Here is a 23627-nt window from a genome sequence, read left to right as displayed (position 1 = left end):
CCCATTAACGAGTTTGGAGAGACATATGGTCCGAATATTCCTGAAAATGCTGAGGCAACCGATGAACCAGATTTAATACTTGTCGAAAATTCTAACGGGGAATATGGCTATATTAAAGCATCAGACTTGAATCAAGAACCTCATACAATCAAAGAGGCACTTGCTTATAGCAACGTAGATGTTAGAGTGCTCAACATGTATTCACAAGACGGAAAAACCATTATTGGAAGATTTGAAATCGGTAAGTAGAAAAGAGGTTGTGCAATTTTTTTAATTGCTATGGTTGTGGTGTGTACGGGGGCTCGAAGTTTAGTCTTTGCGGCCGACACCAATGCAACTTGATTATATATTAGTATAATATAAAACTAAAAAGAGATGCACATATGCTTTATAAATTTCTCAAATCCACTGCCATAAGAGGCTGGTGGATTTTTTATGCAGTGAATCTGCTGTCTACGGAGCGTTGATTGTCTCTCCATCTGAGATTGTGTATACTAGCTGCAAAGGAGAGATAAAATTATGAAAAAGATAAACGAAACCTTCCATCCCATTGACATGACAGCCTGGGAAAGACAGCCGTATTTTTACTATTTTACGAAAATGCTGCCCACCGGTTATTCCATGACCGTAGAGATGGACATTACAGAGACTTATGAAGCGATCAAACAGGAGGGGGGGCACTTTTTTGCCGCCTACCTTTATACCACTTTAAAACAACTAACTATGCAGAAGGAATTCAGGATTACCACAGTTGACGGCAAACTGGGATATTTCGATGTACTTCATCCGTCTTTCGCTGTTTTGCATGAAGATGATAAGACCATGTCAAATATGTGGATTGCATATGCAGACAGTTTCGCAGTATTTTCACGGAATTATGAAGAGGATATGAAACAGTATAAAAACAATCACGGTATTCTGGCGAAACCGGAGGAGCCGCCGGCAAATAGCTGTATGATCGGCATGGTGCCCTGGATAGAATTTACCCACTACTGTCCGATCCCTTATGCACAAAGCGATTGTTATTTTCCTGTGATTCAGGCAGGAAAATATTTCACCCGCCATGGAAGACGTCTGATGCCTTATTCCATCACTACCCACCATGCCGTGGCTGACGGTTATCATGTTTCGGCGTTCCTTGACGGTGTCCAGACCCTGCTGTCCAATCCAGAGACTTGGATTAATAAGTGACGATTTTTTGATGCAGGTAGCCGAGTTTTCTGCTATACTGTGGATAAGATTTTCCCAAGGAAGCAGGTGGATTATGAAACGAGGACTCGCCTTTCTGATTGCAGGCAGTGTTTTGGTGACGGCCTTTGCCGGGGCGCTGGACGTTTTGATCAGATACAATCTGAATTGGATTGATTTTATCAAATACAGCTTTGCACTGACGAAAGAAGAACAAGACTACCTCAATGATACGGATCTCGTCTGCGGCGTTAAGTACAACGATCTGCCGCTCTCTTTTGTCAACGAGGAGGACGAGAATGACGGCATCTTGATTGATTTTCTCTCGCAGCTTTCCATAGAAGTAGAAAATGCAATCTCCGTTAAATTGGAGCGGACGGAGGCTCTGGCGAGAGGGCTGCAGCAGAAACAATTCCAGGCAGTCATTGCTGAACGAGGAGATCTGCCGGCAGACGACTACTATTTTACGGAACCCCTTTACATCATGCACGGAAAGATGCTGGTCAAAGACGAATCTTCATTTCAGAATATCAAGGATATCAAAGATGTGCGCATTGCCGTAGAACGGACAGAGGCGGATTCTGCTGACAGAATCAAGGAACTTTACGGGCATAAGAACATCCAGATCGTCTATGCGGAGGATTTTGACCAGGCCCTGGACATGCTGAAAACCGACCGGGTAGAAGTGGTTGCCGGAGACGAGACCAAGATATCCTACCACCTGAATCAGAAACGGACGGATCAGTATTACAGGTTCCTAAAGTATTCCTTTTCAAGGAAAGAAGTGTGCATTGCTATAGAAAAATCACAGAAACAACTGCTCAGCGCTTTCAATAAGGGAATCCTGTCCATGAAAAAGAAAAATCTCATTGCGAAGACCCAGAGCAAGTGGTTCGGGGTTCTGGAGCCGGAGATGGTGGATATGCAGGAAGTGGACTTTATTTATAAGGTTGCCTTGAGTTTCCTGATCTCTCTTGTAGCCTTTACCGTATGGAACCTTTCGACGGCAAAGAAGGTGACGGACAAGACCAGGGAACTGCTGCACAGCAAAGAGCAGCTGCGGCTGATCATCGATACCCTGGACCGGGGGCTGATCATTGCAGAAGAAGATGGCACCATCAACGAGGTCAACCGGGAGCTTTGCAGGATTACGGGTGCAGCCAAGGAGCAGCTGCAGAAGACTTCAGTCTCAGAGAACAGCGCGCTGCAGCGGTTCTTTGACAGAGACGATGAAAAGGTGTTCCGGCTGGATCAGCACTATTACATCAAAAAGACCATCGACCTGACCGACGAGCAGAAGCGGCTTTACATACTAGAGGACTGCACCCGCAGGTATATCAACGAAATCAGAAATATCCAGGAAGAGAAGATGATTGCCGTAGGGCAGCTTTCCGCGGGCCTTGCCCATGAGATCAGAAATCCGCTGGGATTAATCAGAAGCTACATGTACCTGATCAGAAATTTCTGCACCGGAGAAGATGGAACGCACGCTGTGGCAGTGATTAACGACTCGATCAACCGCATTAACGGCTTGATTGAAAGTCTGCTGAAATTCTCCAAGCTGTCCAGCGACGAGTGTCAGGAAGTGGATCTGGACGAGCTGATCAGCAACATTCTGCGACTGGAAAAAGAACAGATGACAAAGAGGAACATCACCTGCGACTATTGCCTGGAATCAGGAAGAAGTGTTCCCGTCTATCTCAATGAGGACTTGATGAAAATGATCATCATCAATTTGCTCAACAACAGCATCGAGGCTCTCGAAAAGGTGGAACGGCAGGGAAGAATTGAGATCCGCGCTGCCGCAGAGGAAGACGCGGTGCATATCCTATTCAGAGACAACGGCTGCGGTGTCAGCAGTGAGAAACTTTTGAAGATTTTCAATCCATTTTATACAGATAAAGAACAGGGCACAGGGCTGGGACTTTATATCATCAGTTCGCAGCTGGAGCAGATCGGAGGAAATATCCGCGCAGAAAGCGCAGAAGGAGAGGGCACGACCTTTTATATTGAAATACCGACAAGGAGGACAGAAGATGAATAGCAAAGCCGGATACAGAATTTTGATCGTGGATGATGAACCAGAATATCAGAAGGTGGTTTCCTTGATTTTAGACGGAGCAGGGTATCACACAGACGCCTGTTCCAACGGCCGGGAAGCGATAGAATTTGTCAGAGATCACGAAGTCCATCTGGTCATCACCGATCTGCGTATGCCGGAGATGGACGGTGAAGAACTGATCAAGGAGCTGACTGGCAGCAGCCTGGATCTGGATATCATCGTTATGACGGCTTACGGTTCCATCGAAAGCGCGGTGGACACCATCAAATACGGCGCAAAGGACTATTTTGTAAAGAGCAATGATCTGGAAGAACTGATAATCAAAGTCGAACGGCTGGCAAAGCTGAAACGGTTGGAAGAGAAGAGCAATATTCTGCTGAAAAACCAGAACAGCGAAAATATGTTCCTGCAGTCCCAAAACGAGACTTTTCTCAAATTGTTGGATCTCTGTGACAAGACGGCGAATACCAATATCAACGTATTACTGCTGGGCGAGTCAGGGGTGGGTAAAGAAGTTTTCGCCAACTACATCCACAGCAGAGGCGGCCGCTGCAAAGAGCCTTTTGTGCCCATCAACTGCCAGGCATACCCGGAAGGTGTCATCGAATCAGAACTGTTCGGTCACGAGAAAGGCGCCTTTACCGGCGCGATGGCAAAACGAATCGGCAAGTTTGAAGAGGCAAATTTCGGCACCCTTTTTCTGGACGAAATCTGTGATCTGCCTCTGAGCCTGCAGGGGAAGCTGCTGCGTGTTTTAGAGAATAAGAAGATTGAACGGATCGGCAGCAACAAGTCCATCGATCTGGATGTGAGATTGATTTCCGCAACGAACAAAATGCCGGAGAGCGAGATTGCAAGCGGCAGATTTCGAGAGGATCTGCTGTACAGAATCAATACGCTGACCATGGTTATTCCTCCCATCAGAGAGAGAAAAGAAGATCTGCCCGGCCTAATCGATTTCTTCCTGCGCAAAATCGAGATGGAGCAGAAGAAAAAGATCGTCAAGGTGGAGGACTCCGCCATGTCGGTTCTGCTAAATTATGATTATCCCGGCAACGTGCGGGAGCTGAAGAACATCATCGAGCGAATGGTGGCCCTCAGTGAAGACGGTGTCGTCGCAGCAGAGGACCTGCCCGTCTCCCTTCATGTCGCGTCGGGCAGAAGGGGCGTGATCGTCGATCAAAATCTGCCCCTCAGGGAAGCCCGAACCGCTTTTGAAAAACAGTATATCGAGAAAGCTTTGCAGGAGAGCGGAGGCAATGTGACCAGATGTGCAGGCAACCTGGGTATCACCCCCAGGCAGCTTTGGAACAAGATCAACGAATACAAGATAGACCCAAAACCGTGAAATGAATTTCACGGTTTTTTGGTAGTGCGAAATAAATTTCATGCTGCAGATAGCAAAAATCGAAAAATTTCGACGAAACAACAGGGTGAAAGCTGTGGCACGGTTTTTGCTATAAATATTAGTAAAACAGGAGGTGTTAAAGATGAATCAGCGCTTTACAGAAGCCATGGAAAAAGTGAAGGAACAATATGCCGCGGGACGGCCTTTGTCACTGGAGTTATACAGGGAGGCGTGCAGGTTTCTGCCTGGGGGCGATACACGGACGGCTACTTTTTTTCTGCCCTACCCTAATTTTATCGAAAAAGGCAACGGCCCCTATCTCTATGACGTGGACGGGCACAAGCTCTTGGATTTCCAGAACAATTATACCTCTCTCATTCACGGCCACGGCCATCGGCCAACCGTAGAAGCAGTACAGAAGCAGATTTCCTTAGGCAGCGCATTTACAGCGCCGTTTGAAGCGCAGCTTCGTCTTGCCCGACTGCTGACAGAACGTTTTCCCGGGTTGGAATTAGTACGATTTACCAATTCTGGAACAGAAGCAAATATGCATGCATTGCGCATTGCCAGAGCTTTTACGGGAAAGTCTAAGATCATCAAGACAGAGGGCGGATATCACGGCACTACAGATGTATTTGAGGCCAGCGTAGATCCCAATATCAAAAAAGCGGGTTCGCTGGATCAGATTAAGGTGATTCCTGAGAGCAGAGGGGTTTCTGCTAATGCGCTGAAAGATGTTTTGGTCGTGCCTTTTAACGATATCGAGAGAACTAGAACGGTCATAGAAGAAAACTATAAGGAAACAGCTTGCCTGATTATTGAGCCGATTATGGGTTCGGCAGGACAGATTACGCCGACAAAGGAATATCTGACCTTCCTGAGAGACGTCACTAGACAGTACAATATCGTTCTGATCTTTGACGAGGTGGTCACTGGAAGGTTGTCTCTGGGCGGAGCGCAGAAATTTTACGGTGTGACACCAGATTTGACCACGTTAGGAAAAATTATCGGCGGCGGGACGCCTGTCGGCGCTTTTGGCGGCAAAAGAGAAATTATGGAACTGTACGATCCGAGACGGAAGAAGATGTACCATTCAGGCACCTTTAACGGCAATGCGGTGACTATGGCGGCAGGGTTGGCGGCTATGGAATGCTACGATCAGGATGCAGTCGATCATGTCAACGGTTTGGGACGGCTGTTCGTTGAAGAGGTAAGAAACATTTATCACCGCCTCGGTCTGAACATGAAAGTCAGCGGAGAAGGGTCGATCTACAATATTCTGTTTACAGATAAAGAAGTGCGTAATTACAGAGACGTTGCCGCATCCCATGAAGAGCTGAACAAGCTGCTTTATATGCTCCTGCTGACCAAAGGCGTATTCAACGCGGAGCGTGGGATGTTCTGCATGTCCACCGCTATGGAGGAAGCAGACGTCCGCTTCGGTCTCCAGCAGGTGGAAACGGCTCTGACGCAGATGCTGCCGGTGATAGAAGAAATCGGACCGGAGCTGATACTATGATTTGCTATATATGGCGTAAGCCGTATATATATACTTACTCATTTACTTAATTTAGAATTACATTTGTTAGGAGGAATTATCATGGCAAAAGAAAGAAAACCTAGGCTGCCAAAGGTCTGGGAAGCAATGATTCCAGTAATCTTTATGATGGTCATCATTATACTGAGCACTGTAAAATGGGGGCTGGACCCTCACATGCCTATTGTGGCATCCTGCGTTGTCGCATCTCTAGTTGCAGTAAAGTGCGGATACACTTGGGCGGACATCGCCGCAGGCGCTTTTGACAGCATCAGAAGGACCGTAGAAGCCCTGCTGATTATCATGTGCGTGGGCATGCTGATCGGCTCCTGGGTATGGTCAGGCACCATGCCGGCCATGGTCTATTATGGACTAGACTTGATTTCCCCGGGTGCCTTCCTCGTAGTAGGCGCAGTTCTGACCGCTATCGTGGGACTGGCAACCGGTTCGTCTTGGACGGCCTCAGGAACAGTAGGCGTGGCGCTGATGGGAATCGCCATGGGACTGGGTATCAATCCGGCTCTTGCTGCAGGTATGGTCATTTCCGGCGCCTACACCGGCGATAAGCTGTCTCCTCTTTCTGACAGCACCAATGTAGCGGCAGCCGGCGCAGAAACCCCGCTGTATGATCACGTCAGCGCTATGATGACGACGACGATTCCGTCATTTCTCATCGCACTGGTTCTTTACGGCATCGTAGGCGCCATGGTCATCGACGAATCCGGCTACGACGCCTCACTGGCTCTGGACATTCAGAATGCAATTGCCGATAACTTCTATCTGTCGCCGTGGATCATGCTGCCAGTACTGGTGGTTATTTTCGGCGCAGTGAAGAAGATTCCGGCAATCCCGTCTCTCCTTTTGGCGGCTGCCTGCGGCGGTATTGTCGCCATGACCGCCCAGGGGGCATCCTTTGCCGATGTCTTTGGCGGCCTGCAGACCGGATTTTCCATCGAAAGCGGAAATGCCGTTGCAGATAATCTGCTCAACAGAGGCGGCATCGACTCTATGATGTGGACCATTTCTCTGATCATGTTCGCCCTGTTCTTCGGCGGTGTCCTAGAGAAATGCGGGTTCGTAGAAGTGCTGCTGGGCGGCCTGGTGAAACGGGTGAAAACAGTGGGCGGTCTTGTCCTCTGTACCATCGTGACCGGTATCCTCTGCGATATCGTTCTGACTGACCAATATCTGGCTATTCTGGTTCCAGGAAGAATGTACACGAAAGCATTTGATAAAAAAGGACTGAGCAGGAGTTTCCTCTCAAGAACCACGGAAGACGGCGCAACGCTCTGGTCGCCGATGATCCCTTGGAACGGCTGCGGAGCCTATCAGTCTGCAACTTTGGGCGTGTCCAACTGGGCATTTATGCCTTATGCTTTCATGAATCTGATCAACCCGGTTCTGGCCATCGTGATTTCCTATATGGGTATCGGCATCAAATACAAGGAATATGACGGAAAGACCAGGGCTGAGATCAGGGAACTGAAAGCAAAACGAAAGGCAGAGAAACGCAATGGCTAAGATCAAAGCGTATGACGACAAAGCGCTGCGAAAGTCTACCAGGGTGGCGGCAGTAATCGCAGGTATCGCGCTCATCGCCCTGAGCATCTTTTCGTCTGTGAAGTATTCAGCCATCATCGGTGTTGTACTGCTGCTGGCGGTGGTCTTCGGAAAAGAAACCTATGCGACAGAGGAAGGGATTTCGGTGGAATATGATTTTTTCGTGTTCAAACACGTCATTCATTGGGGCTTTGAAGAGATTACGGATATCCATCTGGAAGGGAACAGTGGCAGCTATCAGGGCATGCACTTTCTGAAGGATGTGATGACAAGACGTCTGCTGTTCAGCCGTGACGAAGTGGACCAGGTGCTGCAGATGGCCAAAAGCCGCAACAGCGCTATTCATGTAGAAAATATCGATTGATAGAAAGAAGGCAGAGCGTTTCGTGCCTTTGAACATCCATTTATATGCAATTGACAGAAGGCTGTGGGCGTGATACTGTATTTTTAACAGCTGCGAGAAGCTTAAAAATTGCTGGAGTTAAAAAAGATCGGAGAGTGTGAGTCTCCGATCTTTTCTTTTGGGCTAATTGCCGTCGTGATGACGATCTAACCACTTGCATATGTAATATCCGATTACATGTGCCATAACCGCCACAGACAGCATGGAATGGCAAATTCCACTTTTTTGGTGCAGAAATCTTGTTTTTCTGCTATACTAAAAGATAATGTAAGTGAACATTTAGAGGTGTACTGGGCATAGCAAAGGAAGAAAAGATGTCCATGATAGTGGCCCCGTTGGAGGCATACCATTCTGTTGCCAGTGATAAGAACGATGATTCCAACAGCAGTTTCTATTACGATGCACCGCAGAACATACTAAACGCTTATATCTATAATGAAATAGAACGACAAGGGAGAGTTATGGACGAAAAGATAAATTTACGGAATCTGCAGCTTCCGGAAATGGAGGGCTTGCTCAAATCCATGGGCCAGCCAGCCTTTCGGGCGAAACAGATTTTCCAGTGGATCTACAAAGGCGTAAAATCCTTTGACGATATGAACAACGTGCCCAAAGCACTTCGGGAAAAATTAACCGAAAACTGTTATATTGGCACGCTAAGTCTGATTGAAGTACAAAGATCAAAGACGGACGGTACGAGAAAATACCTCTTTGAACTGGAAGACGGCAACACCATTGAAAGTGTGTTTATGAAGTATAAATATGGGAATTCTATCTGCGTGTCTTCTCAGGCAGGCTGCAGAATGGGATGCCGTTTCTGCGCTTCTACTAGAAACGGCTTAGAGCGCCACCTGAGCCCAGGAGAGATTCTTTCTCAATTGATGGAAGCGGAAGCAGACACCGGCGAAAAAATCGGCCATATCGTGGTTATGGGCACAGGAGAGCCCTTTGACAACTACGATAACCTTTCAGCATTCATAAAGATTGTCAATGACAAGAACGGCCTCAATATCGGCATGCGCAATATCACAGTATCTACTTGCGGTTTGGCCGACATGATAGATCGGTTCGCTGTAGATTTTCCCCAGGTAAATCTGGCTATCTCCTTGCATGGAACCACTGACGAAATCAGGGGGGCGATGATGCCGGTGAACAAAAGATATCCTCTGAACATCTTGCTGGAAACCTGCAGAGCTTATACAGAGAAAACGGGACGCCGTATCACCTTTGAATACACCTTGGTCAGCGGCATCAATGATTCGGACGGCGATGCAGAACGGCTGTGCAAAATCCTGCGCGGTATGCTCTGTCATGTCAACCTGATTCCCTTGAACAAAGTGGCGGAGTCGGGATTTGATACGGTCAGCAGGGGCAGAGCGGGGGAATTTCAGAAAATCTTAGAGCAGCGCGGCATTCCGGCGACGGTGCGCCGTGAACTGGGAGCGGATATCGATGCGGCCTGCGGTCAGCTGCGTCTGTCAAAGAAACTGTAATTTGCAGGTAAGCAAATGAAAATAAGCAATTTTCAGAATAGAGTGAATGATTTTCGTCATTGACTCTTTTTTGTGCAGAACTTTCTTTTTTGCTCGATGACTGAGACTACCGCGACATGGGCATTATTCAGACTTTTTTGAAGTTTCATTTCTAAAAATTTTATCAAAAATATACTTGCCTTTGCAAACTTCAAATGCTATTATTGTGTCTGTAAACAAAAAGGAAGGTGAAAAACTATGAAGGAAATACATAAGTTAGCAATGGAAAACTCGTCTGAGGTCATAGAACTCAGACGGGATATACATAAACATCCGGAGATTGGCAGAAAGGAATTTCGCACGGCAGATCTGATTCGGAGTAAATTAGAGGAATACGGCGTAGATCAGATTGATAGTCCGGTTCCTACTGCTGTCATCGCTTTGATTCATGGAAACAAGGGAGAGGGTAAGTGCGTCGCCTTGAGAGCCGATATCGATGCCCTTCCTGTGGAAGAAGAGACAGGCCTGCCATATTCCAGTGAAGTGCCGGGAATGATGCATGCCTGCGGTCACGATATGCATGTAGCGATGCTTTTGGGCGTGGCAAAGATACTCTGTCAGAAGCGGGAAGAATTTGCCGGAACCGTAAAACTGATCTTCCAGCACAGCGAGGATACCATGCCAGGCGGTGCGAAAGAACTAGTAGAAAAGGGTGCTTTAGAGAATCCACAGGTAGACGCCATATTTGGAATGCACGTATACCCTGACGAAGATAAAGTCGGTAAAATCGGCATTCATGCCGGTCCTCTGACTACGTCTGTGGACATTTACAACATAACCGTAAAAGGAAAAGGCGGCCACGGCTCAGAGCCCCACACTACAAAAGATCCAATTTTGGCGGCTTGTGAGATGGTCACTTTGCTTCAGCAGATTCCATCTCGCTACATCAATCCGTTAGAGACCGTTGTATTCCCAATCTGTACCATTCAGGGCGGTGAAGCGGTCAACGTGATTCCATCAGAAGCCAAGTTTTCCGGCGTAGCGCGCACTTACAATAATGCAGTTCGCGGACAAATCAAAGAGCAGGTAACGCAAATTGCAGAAGGCGTTGGCACGCTCAGCGGCTGCAAGGTGGAAGTAGACCACGTGGTCGGTTATCCAGCCTGTTATAATGACAAGGCTTTAATCGAAACGGCAGAAACAGCCATAGAAGAAGTCCTTGGCAAAGATGCAATCGTGCAGTTGGAAGAACCGAAGGCTTTCAGTGAAGACTTCAGTTATTTTACAGAAATGTCAGATGTTCCAGGCGCTTACATGCTCCTATTTGCAGGCCATGAAGGTGATCTGGTTTCTCTGCACAATCCGAAGTGCGCCATGAAGGAAGAAGCTATGCCGGCTGGCGTGGCAGTGATGACCGGCACAGCGCTGAAATTCCTGCAGGGTTAAATATGTTTAAAAGCTCGGTGCCGGCCAGAGAGCAGGCCTGGACTTTGGAATAATTCTATATATAATTTAAGAAAGGAAGTAAGAAAGAATGTATAATTTCGTACTAGCATTTGTAATCTGTGCGGCAGTTTATGTCATCGGCGAAATCGTGTCGACCTTGACGAAAGCATGGATTCCCTCGGTTTTCGTTACCGCAGTGGTATTATTGATTGGATATTGGACCATCCTGCCAAAGGAGGTCATCGGAGATTCCAATATGTTGGTTTTCGCAGGAACTACAGGTATTTTTCTGCTCATCACCCATATGGGTACCGTGATCAGCTTAAAACAGTTGATGGAACAGTGGAAGACCATCGTGGTCTGCCTGACCGGACTTGCGGGGATGATCGGATTGGGATATTTCATAGGTCCACTACTTATCGACAAGGCTTACGTCATCGCAGGCCTGCCGCCTCTGACCGGCGGTATCGTGGCGGCAACAGTTATGCAGGATGCGGCAAAGGCTGCAGGTCTTCCGGTTGCAGCAGTATTTGCTATCGCTATGTACTGCATCCAGGGTTTTGCCGGCTACCCTCTGACAGCCGTCTGCCTTCAAAAAGAAGGAAGACGCCTCTTAAAAGGACTGCGCAGCGGTGAAGTGGTTTTGACAGAGAGAGATAGAAAAGAAATGGCCAACGTAGGCATGACTGCCATTGGAAACGACGACGATGTCAAAAAGCTGATTCCAAAGGTTCCTGACAAGTGGAACACGCCGGTTCTCATGCTGTTAAAGCTGGGGATCGTCGCCTGGTTTGCATTTATGATGGGCGGCTGGACTGGCATCAATGGCGCTATCTGGGCACTGGTACTGGGTGTCATCTTCACGAGATTAGGATTCCTGGACACAAATCTGTTAAATAGGGCTAACTCTTTCCAGATCACCATGTTCGCTCTGATGATGTATGTCTTTGATGGGCTGAAAGACTGTACGCCGGCAATGCTGAAGAGCATCATCGGACCAATGGTTATTCTGATCGTCATCGGCGTCGTCGGTATGGCCATCGCAGCATTCATCATCTCAAAAATATTGAGAATGTCATTCCCTCTGGCTTTTGCCAACGGTCTGACTGCTTTATACGGATTCCCATGTGATGCCATCATCACCGAATCCACCTGTAATGCTTTGGGCGCTAACGAGGAAGAGAGAGCTTACCTGCTGAGCAAGATGTTCCCATCCATGGTAGTGGGCGGATTCGTGACTGTAACGATTACATCTGTTTTTGTTGCAGGACTCTTCGCAGAAATGCTATAATAGTTCTATACATTTAAGAGAATCACATCTGATGTGGTTCTCTTATGCATTTAAAATAACAACGAAATTAGGTGATAAAATGAATATTTTAGAAACAGCTGCCAAATACAGCGACTATCAAATCGAAAAACGCCGTTATTTTCATGAGAACCCTGAAATCAGCGAGTTTGAATTTAACACCAGCAAAGTGGTAAAAGAGGAACTGGACAAAATCGGCGTGCCGTGGAAAGCCTGCGGTCTGGAAACGGGAGTTCTCGCCACCATAAAGGGCGCAAAGCCGGGAAAGACTATTTTGATTCGCGGAGATATGGACGCCCTGACGGTACAAGAGGATACGGGGCATTCTTTTGCCAGCAAAAACGAAGGAGTCATGCATGCCTGCGGCCATGACTGTCATACGTCCATGATGCTGACCGCAGCACATATTCTAAACGATATGAAATCAGAACTGTGCGGAACCGTAAAGCTGGCATTTCAGCCGGCTGAAGAGGTCGCCAAAGGCGCAAAATCTATGATAGAGAACGGGGCTTTAGAAGGTGTTGACGGCTGCTTTGGCATCCACGTGTGGTCCGACGTTCCTGCAGGACATATCAGCTGCGAACCTGGACCGAGAATGGCATCAGCCGATCAGTTTACGATTCGTGTCACGGGAAAGGGCGGCCACGGCGCAGCTCCTCATCAGTGCATTGACGCGGCAGTGGTATCTTCTGCCATCGTCAATAACCTGCAGACGATTGTCAGCCGTGAAATTGCGCCGGTAGATTCTGCAGTCGTAACCGTGGGACGGATGGATGTCGGCACTCGCTGGAACGTAGTAGCAGAAAATGCGGTTTTGGAAGGCACTTCTCGCTGCTTCAGCAACGAGACTTGGGAACTGCTCCCAGAGAGAATTGAAAGTATTGCGAAGGATACTGCCAAGGTATTCCGCGCAGAGGCAGAGGTGGAGAATATCAGATTAGTTCCGCCGACGATAAACGACGAAATGATGTCGTCAATTGCATGTGAAGCAGCAAAGACAATTATGGGAGAAGAGGCCCCGGTATCAGCAGAGGCAACCATGGGAGGAGAAGATTTTGCCTTCTTTATGCAGCAGGTTCCGGGAGCCGTTGCGCTTCTCGGGGTAGGAAACGAGGCTTGCGGGGCTGTCTGGCCGCAGCACTCCGGCAAATTCTGCGTAGACGAAAGCGCTCTCATCAAAGGAGCCATGCTCTACGCACAGGTTGCAATGGATTTTAACGCACGACCATAACGACACAAAAAGAACGGCAATATTGCCGTTCTTTTTGTGTCCGCTGTTCCCAAACAGTTCTTTCAGAGAGAATGACAATCTTGTCTGTGCAGCCACGGCTCTCATAGTTATACTTTGTCTGCATTTTATAAATTGCGAAAAACTTTCAATTATGATAATGAACAAATTTGACCAATTTTTTTTGTTGTAAAAGTTAAAATATTGAATTTCCAAGGATTTCTAAACGAATTCACTTGCATTATTGGTGAAATAAAAATAAAATATTCTGTGTCTTAATTTTAGATTATACAAATTAAAAGGAAGGATTTTTATGGATTTTACAAAAGCAATTAAAGATTCCATGGAACCTTTGGCTCGTGATATTTCTGTTCTCTGCAGAATTAACAGTGTCGAAGGAGAACCAAAGCCGGGAATGCCTTTTGGAGAAGGTCCGGCAAAGGCCCTGCAGGAAGCTCTGAAAATGGGTGAAGCGATGGGCTTTAAGACCGAGAATTTCGATAACTATGTCGGTCACATCGAATATGGCGAAGGGGAAGAACTCATCGGCATTTTAGGACATGTTGACGTTGTTCCTGCTGGAGACGGCTGGGAAAGTGATCCGTGGGGAGGCCTCATCAAGGACGGAAAAATTTGGGGCAGAGGAACTCTGGATGACAAAGGACCTGTGTTGACTTGCCTTTATGCGATGAAGATACTCAAGGACTTAAATGTGCCTTTGAGCAAGAGAATCCGTATCATTCTCGGAACCAACGAGGAAACCGATTGGAAATGCATGGAGTATTACCTGAAGGAAGTAAAACCGGAACTTCCGACCCTGGCCTTTTCACCAGACGCAGAGTTTCCAGTAACCTACGCGGAAATGGGGATGCTGCAGTACATACTGACAAGACCGATCAAAGAAGATATCGAAATAGAAGGCGGCGGCGCCTTTAACTCTGTACCTTCTTCTGCCAAGGTTTCACTACCCCTGGAAATGGAAGAAGCGTTGAAAAAAGCCATCTCAGAAAGTGAAGACCCTTCTATCTATGCTTATGAAGCTGCGGATGGCAAACTGGTCCTGCATACGAAGGGAATCAGCGCTCATGCAATGAATCTGCAGAAAGGTAAGAATGCTGTCAGCTATATGATGCAGCTGCTGTCTAAGCTGCCTGTTGAGGGTGAACTCAAAGAAATTATTACATTTTATAACGATTATTTTGGAACTTCTCTGTACGGTGAAAAAATGGGCATCGCAGTTTCTGATGAAGATTCCGGCGCTTTAACGTTGAACATCGGAAGAATCTTTGTCAAAGATGGAAAGCTGAACCTCTACTGTGACAGTAGAGTTCCTGTCAGCTTACCAATAGAAGAAATCGAGGAAAAGGTACAGGCTGCTCTGAAAAACAGCGGCTACCACTACGAAGTTGCATCGAAGGAAAATTCCCTTTACGTACCGAAGGACTCTGAGCTGGTGACGACGCTGATGGAAGCTTACAGAAAGGTTACTGGAGATACAGAAAGCCAGCCGATGTCATCAGGCGGCGCGACCTATTCCAGAACCATGAATAACTGTGTCGCTTTCGGCTGCCTGCTTCCAGACCAGGAGGATACCATGCATCAGGCCAATGAATGCCTGGAACTTTCTAACCTGGAAATCTGGCTGAAAATCTGCCTTGAGGCGATCTACCAGCTTGCTAAATAAGAAAACATACAAAAGAAAAAATATATGTATTAGGAGAAACTATCATGAAAAAGACATTTAAAATGCCTTCAGCTTTGACAATCGTAATGATATTCCTGGCGATTGTCGCTGTTTTGACCTGGTTTGTACCGACGTCTGTGGTTACCACCAATGACGCTGGCGAAAACATCATCCATTTCAACGCAGCTTTCGATGCTGATGGTAACATTATACAAAATGCGGGGACAAATCCAGTAGGATTGTGGGACTTTTTCTTAGCCCCAATCGAAGGATTCATCTCTGCTGCAGATATCGCCATTACGATTCTGATTTCTGGAGGCTTTCTTGCTGTGCTCAACAGCACAGGTGCCCTTGATGCAGGTATCGGCGGATTGGTAAAACGTTTCAAAGGAAACACCCTCATCACCATTCTGATGTTCGTGTTCGCTTTGATGGGTACTGTTTATGGAGCATGGGAAGAACTTCCTGCTTATGCAATCGTCATTATTCCACTCTTTGTATCAGCCGGTTATGATGTCGTCACCGGTATGATGGTTATTTTGATCGGCGCCACCGTCGGCAACATGGCCAGTGTGGTCAACCCTTATTCTATCGGTGCAGCCGTTGCAGCCATCGGCAACGACGAGCTGTCCCTTGGCTCCGGGATTACTCTGAGACTGCTGCTCTTTGTCGTCATGCTGGCGATGGGTATTTTCTCTGTCATCAAATACGCCAACAAAGTAAAGAAGAATCCAGATCTCTCCTGTGTGGCGGGACTGGACACGCATACTGCTCTGGCAGAGACAGAGTCGGGAAACACAGAACTGACTGGACGCCGCAAGGCCTCTCTGGCTGTATTTATCATCATGATCCTGATCTGCATCATCGGTTATATCCCTTGGGGCTCCATTCCTGTGGGAGACGGCACAGCTTATGACATCGTCAATGGCCTGCAGAACGCCATCAGCGGCAGCTTCCTCGGAAACTTCGTAGGAACCGACAAATTTATGCCGTTCGGAGATTGGTATTTTAACGAATTTTCAACTGTATGGCTGATCGGCGCTATCGTCGTAGCCGTGATCAACAGAATGGGAGAAAAACAATTCGTATCTGTCTTTGCAGAAGGTGCAAGAGACCTGGTAGGCGTAGTATTGGTACTGGCTGCATCCAGAGGAATCTCTATCTTCATGGGTTCCAGTGAAGAAGGTATGAGCATTACGTTTATCTACTGGATCCAGAACATTCTCAGCAGCGTACCGCTTTGGGCTTTTGTCGTTGCTGGTATCCTTGTATATCTGCTAATCGGTATTTTCCTGCAGTCTACAAGTGGTGTTGCGGGAATCACCATGCCGATTTTCGGCGTACTGGCTTTCACCCTGTTTGCATCTTCCAGCGCTGGTTCCCTGGGCGGTCAGACAGTGTTATTGTCTGTATTCACCTGCGGCATCAACTTCGTCTGCGGACATTATCCGGAATCCACCAACATGGGTATCTGTGAGATGTCGGGCGTACCGTACAATGTATTTATCAAGCAGTGGGCGAAGATTCTGGTACCAATTCTAGTGGTTGCGGCAGTCATCATTTCTATCGCGCCATATGTCGGTATCGTTTAATCCATACACATTAGGATGTTTTTTGCAGAGAAGGCAGTTTTTACGGCTTTCTCTGCATATTTTTTTCCATTTGTATTTTATCTAAAAAAACATTGAATGTGATTCAGGGTTAGTGTATAATAACAATAATACAAAAGAACGGGAGGACAATAATCATGGTTAAATTATTGGTGGGACATAAAGGAACAGGAAAAACAAAACAAATGATCGATCTTGCAAACGAGCAGGTGGAGACGAGCAATGGAAGCCTTATCTTTATCAATAAGAATTCAAGATTGATGTACGATTTGAAATATAAGATCAGAGTAGTCTGCATGGAAGAATACGAGCACGTCACAAACAGTGATGAATATATCGGCTTTATTTATGGAATTATCAGTTCCGATCACGATATCGAGACTGTTTACATCGATAGTATTCTCAAGCATGCAGATTTTTCATTAGGAGATATTCCTGAATTCCTTGGCAGACTGAAAGTCATTTCAAAGAATTATGGAATGGACTTCGTAGTAAGCCTCAGCGCAGAAAAAGAAGAAATGATTGGTGTGGATTTCTCAGAATATGAAGTACTTAACTAATTTATCTTGACAGGGATAGGGGCGGATTACCGCCCCTTATTTTTAATTCCTAGAAAATATCGTCCGAAGGAGGAATCTCCGTATGTTTCATCGTTCGCTTTGCTCACTCCTCCAGTCGCTAACGCGCCTTTCGCTGTCCGTTTCGCCAGGCCAGCTAAAGCTGGAGCGAAACGGCAAAAAACGGACCTTGCGAATCGTCGCCCCTTGTGGGCGACATGTGGAAACAGGAATCTTCAGGAAATATGGTCAGAAGGACGTATGGCCACGTTTTTTATAATGTTAATTTATATAAAGGGGGATTATAGACAAGCATATGAGTTTTACACTAGATAACATTCGAGCCATCTACAGGGATTGGGATGCAAGACCCATCGGCAAACACAGGTTTTTCTCTGTTCTGGTTCCTTTTGTCGAGAAAGACGGACGGGTGCACCTATTATTTGAGGTGAGAGCGAAGAACATGCAGTCCCAACCAGGAGAGGTTTGCTTTCCAGGCGGACATGTGGAAAGGGGCGAGAATCCGAGAGATACAGCGCTACGAGAGACCTTTGAAGAAATCGGCGTGCCAATAGAGCGTATTGAGGTGATCGGCCAAGGGGATACTCTTTACGGTTATGCGAACTATACCCTATTCACTTATATGGGGATTATTCCTTACGAAGTGTATCAACAGGCAAATTTGGCTCACGAAGAGGTTGACGAGATTTTTTTGGTGCCTTTGGAGCAGTTTGTAGAGAACCCGCCGGAGGTCCACAGCGAAAACATCTTTACAGACATCGATGAAAACTTTCCCTATGAGAAAGTCGGCATCGGCAGGGACTATCAGTGGCGGGTCGGAGATTGGCAGATTCCAATCTATGACATCGACGGCAGAATTATCTGGGGATTGACAGCCAGGATTACCGAGAATTTCATAGAAATCCTCCAGAGAAAAAATCCTTTTAAATAAATGCGTCTTAGACTATAATGTTAATGGGAAGAATTAAAACGCTAAATTTGGAGGGAATGCAAATGAAGAAACTATTCGTACTAGTAATGTGTGTTGTACTGGTAGTCACCTTCTTTTCTTGCAGCAAAGAAGAGAAAAATACCAGTACCTATGAAATTGCCATGATAACAACGTCTCAGTCCAGTTCCATCGATGACGGAGCGTATAATCAGAGTACCTGGGAGGGATTGCGAGAATATGCTGAGGAGAACGGCCTCACCTATAAATATTATGAACCTCGTGAAGATTCAACGGATGCCAGACTAGAACAGATTGATCAGGCCATTCAAAGCGGCGCGTCAGTGATCGCCTGCTGCGGCCAGGAATTTGAACCTGTAATCTACACTGCCCAGGAGAAATATGGGGACAAGACCTTTCTCCTGATCGATGGATATCCGACAGATGATAAAGGAAACCAAAAGACGGGAACCAACGCGATCGGCGTAAAGTTTGCAGAAAATGAGCTGGGTTATCTGGCTGGTTATGCAGCCGTAGAAGATGGCTACAGATCTCTAGGCTTTATCGGTGACGGCGCCGCCGCATCGATGAAAAACTATGGTTATGGGTTTATCCAAGGCTGCAATGATGCTGCGGAAGATATCGGCGTTACTGTAGATGTCAACTACAGCTACAAGAAGGATGGCGATACGGCTGCGAAGATTCAGAAGAAAGCGGAAACCTGGTACGAAGAAGGAACCGAGGTGATATTCGCCTGTGGAAATGAAGTCTTTGATTCCGTCAAAGCAGAGGCAGATATTGCTGGAGCAAAGGTCATCGGATGCGGCTATGATCGGAATGCCACGTCTAAAAATGTTCTTACTTCGACAGTGAAAGAATGCGGGATTGCTGTGCAGGCGGAACTTGCAGCATTTTACAATGGAGTATTTACTGGTGGCAAGAATCTAGTATTAGGCATTGCTGAGGATGCAGTGGGCCTTGCCTTAAAAACTTCACGATTTGAAGCTTTTGAGCAGGAGAGTTATGATGCGCTCTATCAAAGTCTGAAGAGCGGGGAGCTGAAAATTGCATCCAGTGAAGACGCTCAGAAAGTCAGCGGGCTGATTCAGAAGAGACAATTGAATTTCGTTTATGTTACAATGAATTAACCTTAAAATCAAGGGTCAGGCAAAGCCTGCCCCTTTGTTTGTTTGGAAAGGATCACTATGTTTTTACCAGTTACAAGAGAAGATATGGCGGAGAGAGGATGGGAACAGGTGGACTTCGTCCTTGTTACAGGGGACGGTTATGTGGATCACCATTCCTTTGGCACAGCAATCATCGGCAGGCTCCTGGAGAGTAGGGGATACCGGGTAGCTGTTTTGGCCCAGCCCGATTTTAAATCTGCGGAGGACTTTAAGCGCTTTGGAAAACCCCGACTGGGGTTTTTGATTAACAGTGGGACAGTAGACTCCATGGTCAACAATTACTCTGTCTTTAAACGCAGACGGAAAGCAGACGATTATGCGCCCGGCGGAAAAGCGGGGCGCAGACCTGACCGTGCTGTCATCGTATACAGCAACAGAGCGAGAGAAGCTTACAAAGAGGTGCCAATCATAATCGGCGGCATTGAGGCCAGCCTGCGGCGGCTTGGTCACTACGATTACTGGAGCGACAAAGTGAGACGATCCATCTTATTGGATGCCAAGGCGGATCTTTTGATTTACGGTATGGGTGAGCGGACGATTGTGGAGATTGCAGAAGCTTTGGAGTCAGGCATCGACGTCGGCGATATCTGCTGGATCAGAGGAACTTGCTATAAAAGCAGCCGCCCCGATATGGACGAGGATACGCTGCGTCTGCCCGATTTTCAGCAGATTGTAGATTCCAAAGAGACTTACTGTCAAAGTTTTGCCCTGCAGTACAGAAGCAATGACTATATTAACGGTAAGCGGCTGGTGGAAAAATATACGGACACGATATATGTAATCCAGAATCAGCCGCAGCCGCCACTGGACAGTACGGAACTGGATGACATCTACGAACTTCCCTTTGAAGATGAGTATCATCCTATGTATGAAGAAGAAGGCGGTATACCGGCATTTAGAGAAATTAAATTCAGCATCGTGTCCAGTCGAGGCTGTTTCGGCGGCTGCAGTTTTTGCGCGCTGACCTATCATCAGGGCAGGCAGGTGAGAAGCCGCAGCAAGGAGTCCATCGTCAGAGAAGCAGAGAAACTGACTGCAAAAAAGGATTTTAAAGGTTATATTCACGATATCGGCGGTCCAACAGCCAATTTCAGAGAACCGGCCTGCAAGAAACAGTTAAAAAGCGGTGTCTGCAAGAACAAGGACTGCCTCTACCCTCATCCATGCAAAAACATGGAGGTGGATCACAGCGACTATTTGGAAGTGCTGCGGGCTGTCAGATCCCTGGATAAAATCAAGAAAGTATTTATCCGATCGGGTATTCGCTACGACTATGTCATGGCTGACAGAGACAAGACTTTTTTGAGAGAGCTATGTCAGCACCATGTCAGTGGCACCCTGAAAGTGGCGCCGGAGCATATTTCTGACCGAGTACTCTATTATATGCGCAAGCCGGAGAAGCAGGTATTCATCGACTTTGCTGAGGAATACAGAAAGGTCAATGAGAAACTGGGAATGAAGCAATACTTGATTCCTTATTTGATCAGTTCTCATCCTGGCAGCACCCTTTCTGATGCTGTAGAGTTGGCGCTGTTTTTAAAAGAATATGGCTTTGTGCCGGATCAAGTGCAGGATTTCTACCCCACGCCGGCCACTTTGGCAACCTGTATGTATTATACTGAAAAAGACCCTTTTTCCATGAAGCCGGTGTATGTTGCCAAGGACATGGAAGAGAAAAAAATGCAGAGGGCGCTGATCCACTATAACAAGCGGGAAAATAGAGACACTGTGATCAAAGCCCTGAAAAAAGCTGGCAGAGAGGACTTAATAGGTTATCTGCTGGGCGGAAACAGAGGTAAGGCGAATGAGTCTGATAAGAGAATTTACAAAGATCGTAGGGGAAAGTCAAAGACAGTACAAAAACGTAATAGGAAAACCGCTGATTCTCACGGAGGAAGTAGGCGCTGAGGCTCCTGGCAGCGGGAATTTGCTCTGTCACGGCGACAACAAAGCCTTTATGAAAACTTTGCTCGATGAACGGCAGATGGCGGGTAAAATACAGATGATTTATATCGATCCCCCCTTTTTTTCTAAATCTAACTACGATGCGGTGGTCAAAGCGGGAGATACCAATATCAAGCATCTGGCATACGGAGATAAATGGGAGAAAGGGCTTTCTGAATATCTGAAGATGCTGGCGGTGAGGCTCTATCTGATGAAAGATTTGCTGGCTGATGACGGTCTGATTTGGCTGCATCTGGACTGGCATGTGGTTCATTACGCCAAAGTGATCATGGACGAGGTCTTTGGAGAAAAGAATTTTGTCAATGAGATCATCTGGACTTATAAATCAGGCGGAACCAGCAAGAAACATTTTGCAAGAAAGCACGACACCATCCTGGTGTACGCTAAGAGTGGGAAATACCGATTCTATCCTCTGCAGGAGAAGTCTTACAACAGACAGTTTAAACCTTATCGCTTCAAAGGCGTCAAAGAATACAAAGATGAGGCAGGCTGGTATACCATGGTGAATATGAAAGATGTGTGGAACATAGACATGGTAGGACGGACTTCGGCAGAGCGAACCGGTTATGCCACCCAGAAACCGGAACAGCTTCTTTCACGGATAATCGAAAGCTGTACTCGTGAGGGGGATATCTGCGCCGACTTTTTTTGTGGCAGCGGTACGCTGCCGGCGGCAGCGGGTAACATGGACAGAAAGTTTATCGCCTGCGACCTGGGCAGTCTGGCCATTGAAAGCACCATAAAAAGATTGGTTAAACAGGAAGAATCATTTCAAGTTTTTGATTTAAAACCAGAAGGAAAGTCAAAAATAGATGCAGTCGTAGAAGTCAAAGAAGAAGAAATACCTTCTTCTGATAAACGTCTCTTAAAAATAAGTCTGGTTTCTTTGAAGGAACGGGGACTGTCCAAGACTGTTGAGAGAAAGTCTAAGGATAAGGTAAAACAGGTTCTGAAGGAGGATCCTCTGCAGATGGTTGAAGGCTGGAGTATCGATTTTCACTATACTGACGGCGTTCATCGGCCGGAAGTCATCTTTGTGAGAACAAAAGGCGAACTGGAGACATCTTACGAAAAAATTATATCTCAGAAAAGTCTCATTTGTGTAAAGATCGTAGACATTTTTGGAAATGTTGTGTTTGAAAGGATAGGATATGAAAGAAACCATGAAACAGAGAATCATTGATTATTTTTTTCTGATTTTAGCCTGCGCCATCGGCGCTTTTGCCACTACGGCCGTAATGATTCCCAACGGTTTGACCATCGGAGGCCTGACGGGTATCGTGAGAATCATGCAGTACTATGTCAGCTTTGATTTTTCTCTGATGTATTATGCTGGTGCTTTTGTCATTCTAATTATCGTCATCGCCACCATCGGCATCAAAGAAGCGAAGAAGGTTTTGGTCGTGACAATCATGTATCCGGCCATCCTGTTTGTGCTGGAACTCTTTGATTTTAAACTATTGGAAGAAAAGGATGTGATTCTGGCTGCCATTTTCTGCGGTGTCTTTTCAGGCGTTTGCAATGGAATCGTCTTTTGGAGGGGTTATGCTTTCTGTGGAACGGAATCCATCGCCAAGATCATCAAGAAGAAATTCATGCCCCAGGTGGACATCAGTAAAATTCTCCTCGCTTTGGACGCCTGCATCATCATCATTTCGGCTTTTATCTACGGTCGAAATATTGCGCTCTATGCCCTGGTTACCCAGTTCATCGCTTCAAAGATGGTGGACTTTATCATGTACGGTTTTGAGACGAAAATCGTCCAGGTGGATATCATCACGTCGAAGGCGGAAGAGACCATCGAGTTCGTCATGAAGAGCCTGGATCGTGGTGTCTCCAGCAGAAAAACCGTTGGCGAGTTTACAGGAAAAGAAAAAAAGGAACTGGTAGTGCTTTGCTCACCGAGAGAAAGCATGCTGCTGAAAAAATTTCTGGCCCAGACAGACCCGGGGGCATTTGTCACTGTACTTCATGTGGATACGGTCTGGGGCAGCGGTAAAGGCTTTACCAGCATTGAGAAAGATATATAACCAACCGTTCATGGTTTTGAATTCATTTCTGTGGTATCATAAATATACTATCGAAAATAGAATCTGAATTACGATTCAATGAACGCTTCCTT

The 23627-nt window shown here is 46.6% G+C and carries 18 protein-coding genes; all 18 read left to right on the top strand.

Translation table 11 applies throughout. From position 1 onward, the window contains the following. Positions 1-519 precede the first annotated feature (519 nt). The 18 genes from BN6539_RS20620 (at position 520) to BN6539_RS20530 (ending at position 23535) form a co-directional block, all read left to right on the top strand. Positions 520-1191, top strand: a complete 672-nt coding sequence (locus tag BN6539_RS20620) for a chloramphenicol acetyltransferase (protein WP_067542709.1) — start codon at positions 520-522, stop codon at positions 1189-1191. A gap of 73 nt (positions 1192-1264) precedes the next feature. Continuing rightward, the gene (locus BN6539_RS20615; RefSeq protein ID WP_067542706.1) at positions 1265-3232 is read left to right on the top strand and encodes an ATP-binding protein; all 1968 of its coding nucleotides are present in this window, start codon (positions 1265-1267) and stop codon (positions 3230-3232) included. After that, positions 3225-4598, top strand: coding sequence for a sigma-54-dependent transcriptional regulator (locus BN6539_RS20610; RefSeq protein ID WP_067542703.1), 1374 nt, complete (start codon positions 3225-3227; stop codon positions 4596-4598). The genes BN6539_RS20615 and BN6539_RS20610 overlap by 8 nt, the downstream gene beginning before the upstream one ends. A 142-nt stretch (positions 4599-4740) precedes the next feature. After that, a complete protein-coding gene (locus tag BN6539_RS20605) occupies positions 4741-6117 on the top strand; it encodes an aspartate aminotransferase family protein (RefSeq protein WP_082907650.1) in 1377 nt (458 codons plus the stop codon). Positions 6118-6198: 81 nt separating this feature from the next. Next, positions 6199-7656, top strand: coding sequence for a Na+/H+ antiporter NhaC (gene nhaC, locus BN6539_RS20600; RefSeq protein ID WP_067542700.1), 1458 nt, complete (start codon positions 6199-6201; stop codon positions 7654-7656). After that, on the top strand, positions 7649-8059 hold the full coding sequence (locus BN6539_RS20595) for a hypothetical protein (protein ID WP_067542697.1): 411 nt from the start codon (positions 7649-7651) through the stop codon (positions 8057-8059). The genes nhaC and BN6539_RS20595 overlap by 8 nt, the downstream gene beginning before the upstream one ends. A gap of 353 nt (positions 8060-8412) precedes the next feature. Then, positions 8413-9591: a 23S rRNA (adenine(2503)-C(2))-methyltransferase RlmN gene (gene rlmN, locus BN6539_RS20590; RefSeq protein ID WP_330385117.1), complete on the top strand. Its 1179-nt coding sequence runs from the start codon at positions 8413-8415 to the stop codon at positions 9589-9591. 237 nt (positions 9592-9828) lie between these two features. Continuing rightward, a complete protein-coding gene (locus BN6539_RS20585; RefSeq protein ID WP_067542681.1) occupies positions 9829-11016 on the top strand; it encodes a M20 metallopeptidase family protein in 1188 nt (395 codons plus the stop codon). 88 nt (positions 11017-11104) lie between these two features. Beyond that, on the top strand, positions 11105-12307 hold the full coding sequence (locus BN6539_RS20580) for a hypothetical protein (protein ID WP_067542679.1): 1203 nt from the start codon (positions 11105-11107) through the stop codon (positions 12305-12307). A 79-nt stretch (positions 12308-12386) separates the two neighbouring features. Beyond that, on the top strand, positions 12387-13556 hold the full coding sequence (locus BN6539_RS20575; protein WP_067543633.1) for an amidohydrolase: 1170 nt from the start codon (positions 12387-12389) through the stop codon (positions 13554-13556). A 310-nt stretch (positions 13557-13866) separates the two neighbouring features. After that, complete coding sequence (gene pepV, locus BN6539_RS20570) at positions 13867-15237, top strand: dipeptidase PepV (RefSeq protein WP_067542676.1); 1371 nt, start codon at positions 13867-13869, stop codon at positions 15235-15237. A 44-nt stretch (positions 15238-15281) separates the two neighbouring features. After that, positions 15282-16829: a YfcC family protein gene (locus tag BN6539_RS20565; protein WP_067542673.1), complete on the top strand. Its 1548-nt coding sequence runs from the start codon at positions 15282-15284 to the stop codon at positions 16827-16829. Positions 16830-16984: 155 nt separating this feature from the next. Then, positions 16985-17407, top strand: coding sequence for a hypothetical protein (locus BN6539_RS20560; protein WP_067542670.1), 423 nt, complete (start codon positions 16985-16987; stop codon positions 17405-17407). 313 nt (positions 17408-17720) lie between these two features. Further along, entirely contained in the window at positions 17721-18356 is a 636-nt protein-coding gene (locus tag BN6539_RS20550) for an NUDIX hydrolase (protein WP_067542664.1), read from the top strand. A 62-nt stretch (positions 18357-18418) separates the two neighbouring features. After that, complete coding sequence (locus BN6539_RS20545) at positions 18419-19501, top strand: BMP family lipoprotein (protein ID WP_067542660.1); 1083 nt, start codon at positions 18419-18421, stop codon at positions 19499-19501. A 57-nt stretch (positions 19502-19558) separates the two neighbouring features. After that, positions 19559-21448, top strand: a complete 1890-nt coding sequence (locus tag BN6539_RS20540; protein ID WP_067542657.1) for a YgiQ family radical SAM protein — start codon at positions 19559-19561, stop codon at positions 21446-21448. Beyond that, positions 21345-22688: a DNA methyltransferase gene (locus tag BN6539_RS20535; RefSeq protein WP_067542654.1), complete on the top strand. Its 1344-nt coding sequence runs from the start codon at positions 21345-21347 to the stop codon at positions 22686-22688. Before BN6539_RS20540 ends, BN6539_RS20535 begins: the two co-directional genes overlap by 104 nt. Then, positions 22669-23535 carry a YitT family protein gene (locus tag BN6539_RS20530; protein WP_207645117.1) on the top strand — a complete coding sequence of 289 codons (867 nt, stop codon included), beginning with the start codon at positions 22669-22671 and terminating at the stop codon, positions 23533-23535. The genes BN6539_RS20535 and BN6539_RS20530 overlap by 20 nt, the downstream gene beginning before the upstream one ends. The last annotated feature ends 92 nt before the right edge of the window (positions 23536-23627 follow it).

This window comes from Emergencia timonensis, from assembly GCF_900086585.1.
In the GTDB taxonomy this organism is placed as follows: Bacteria; Bacillota; Clostridia; order Peptostreptococcales; family Anaerovoracaceae; genus Senimuribacter; species Senimuribacter timonensis.
The sequence above is the reverse complement of the archived record's forward strand: the minus strand, read 5'-3'. Positions and strand labels throughout refer to the sequence as shown.

Excerpts from the sequence above, each read along its gene's own strand:
- BN6539_RS20615 (WP_067542706.1), top strand. The coding sequence starts at position 1,265 with ATGAAACGAGGACTCGCCTTTCTGATTGCAGGCAGTGTTTTGGTGACG.
- BN6539_RS20595 (WP_067542697.1), top strand. The coding sequence starts at position 7,649 with ATGGCTAAGATCAAAGCGTATGACGACAAAGCGCTGCGAAAGTCTACC.
- BN6539_RS20580 (WP_067542679.1), top strand. The coding sequence starts at position 11,105 with ATGTATAATTTCGTACTAGCATTTGTAATCTGTGCGGCAGTTTATGTC.
- BN6539_RS20585 (WP_067542681.1), top strand. The coding sequence starts at position 9,829 with ATGAAGGAAATACATAAGTTAGCAATGGAAAACTCGTCTGAGGTCATA.
- BN6539_RS20550 (WP_067542664.1), top strand. The coding sequence starts at position 17,721 with ATGAGTTTTACACTAGATAACATTCGAGCCATCTACAGGGATTGGGAT.
- BN6539_RS20540 (WP_067542657.1), top strand. The coding sequence starts at position 19,559 with ATGTTTTTACCAGTTACAAGAGAAGATATGGCGGAGAGAGGATGGGAA.
- rlmN (WP_330385117.1), top strand. The coding sequence starts at position 8,413 with ATGTCCATGATAGTGGCCCCGTTGGAGGCATACCATTCTGTTGCCAGT.
- BN6539_RS20610 (WP_067542703.1), top strand. The coding sequence starts at position 3,225 with ATGAATAGCAAAGCCGGATACAGAATTTTGATCGTGGATGATGAACCA.
- BN6539_RS20535 (WP_067542654.1), top strand. The coding sequence starts at position 21,345 with ATGAGTCTGATAAGAGAATTTACAAAGATCGTAGGGGAAAGTCAAAGA.
- nhaC (WP_067542700.1), top strand. The coding sequence starts at position 6,199 with ATGGCAAAAGAAAGAAAACCTAGGCTGCCAAAGGTCTGGGAAGCAATG.
- BN6539_RS20565 (WP_067542673.1), top strand. The coding sequence starts at position 15,282 with ATGAAAAAGACATTTAAAATGCCTTCAGCTTTGACAATCGTAATGATA.
- BN6539_RS20605 (WP_082907650.1), top strand. The coding sequence starts at position 4,741 with ATGAATCAGCGCTTTACAGAAGCCATGGAAAAAGTGAAGGAACAATAT.
- BN6539_RS20575 (WP_067543633.1), top strand. The coding sequence starts at position 12,387 with ATGAATATTTTAGAAACAGCTGCCAAATACAGCGACTATCAAATCGAA.
- BN6539_RS20545 (WP_067542660.1), top strand. The coding sequence starts at position 18,419 with ATGAAGAAACTATTCGTACTAGTAATGTGTGTTGTACTGGTAGTCACC.
- BN6539_RS20530 (WP_207645117.1), top strand. The coding sequence starts at position 22,669 with ATGAAACAGAGAATCATTGATTATTTTTTTCTGATTTTAGCCTGCGCC.
- BN6539_RS20560 (WP_067542670.1), top strand. The coding sequence starts at position 16,985 with ATGGTTAAATTATTGGTGGGACATAAAGGAACAGGAAAAACAAAACAA.
- BN6539_RS20620 (WP_067542709.1), top strand. The coding sequence starts at position 520 with ATGAAAAAGATAAACGAAACCTTCCATCCCATTGACATGACAGCCTGG.
- pepV (WP_067542676.1), top strand. The coding sequence starts at position 13,867 with ATGGATTTTACAAAAGCAATTAAAGATTCCATGGAACCTTTGGCTCGT.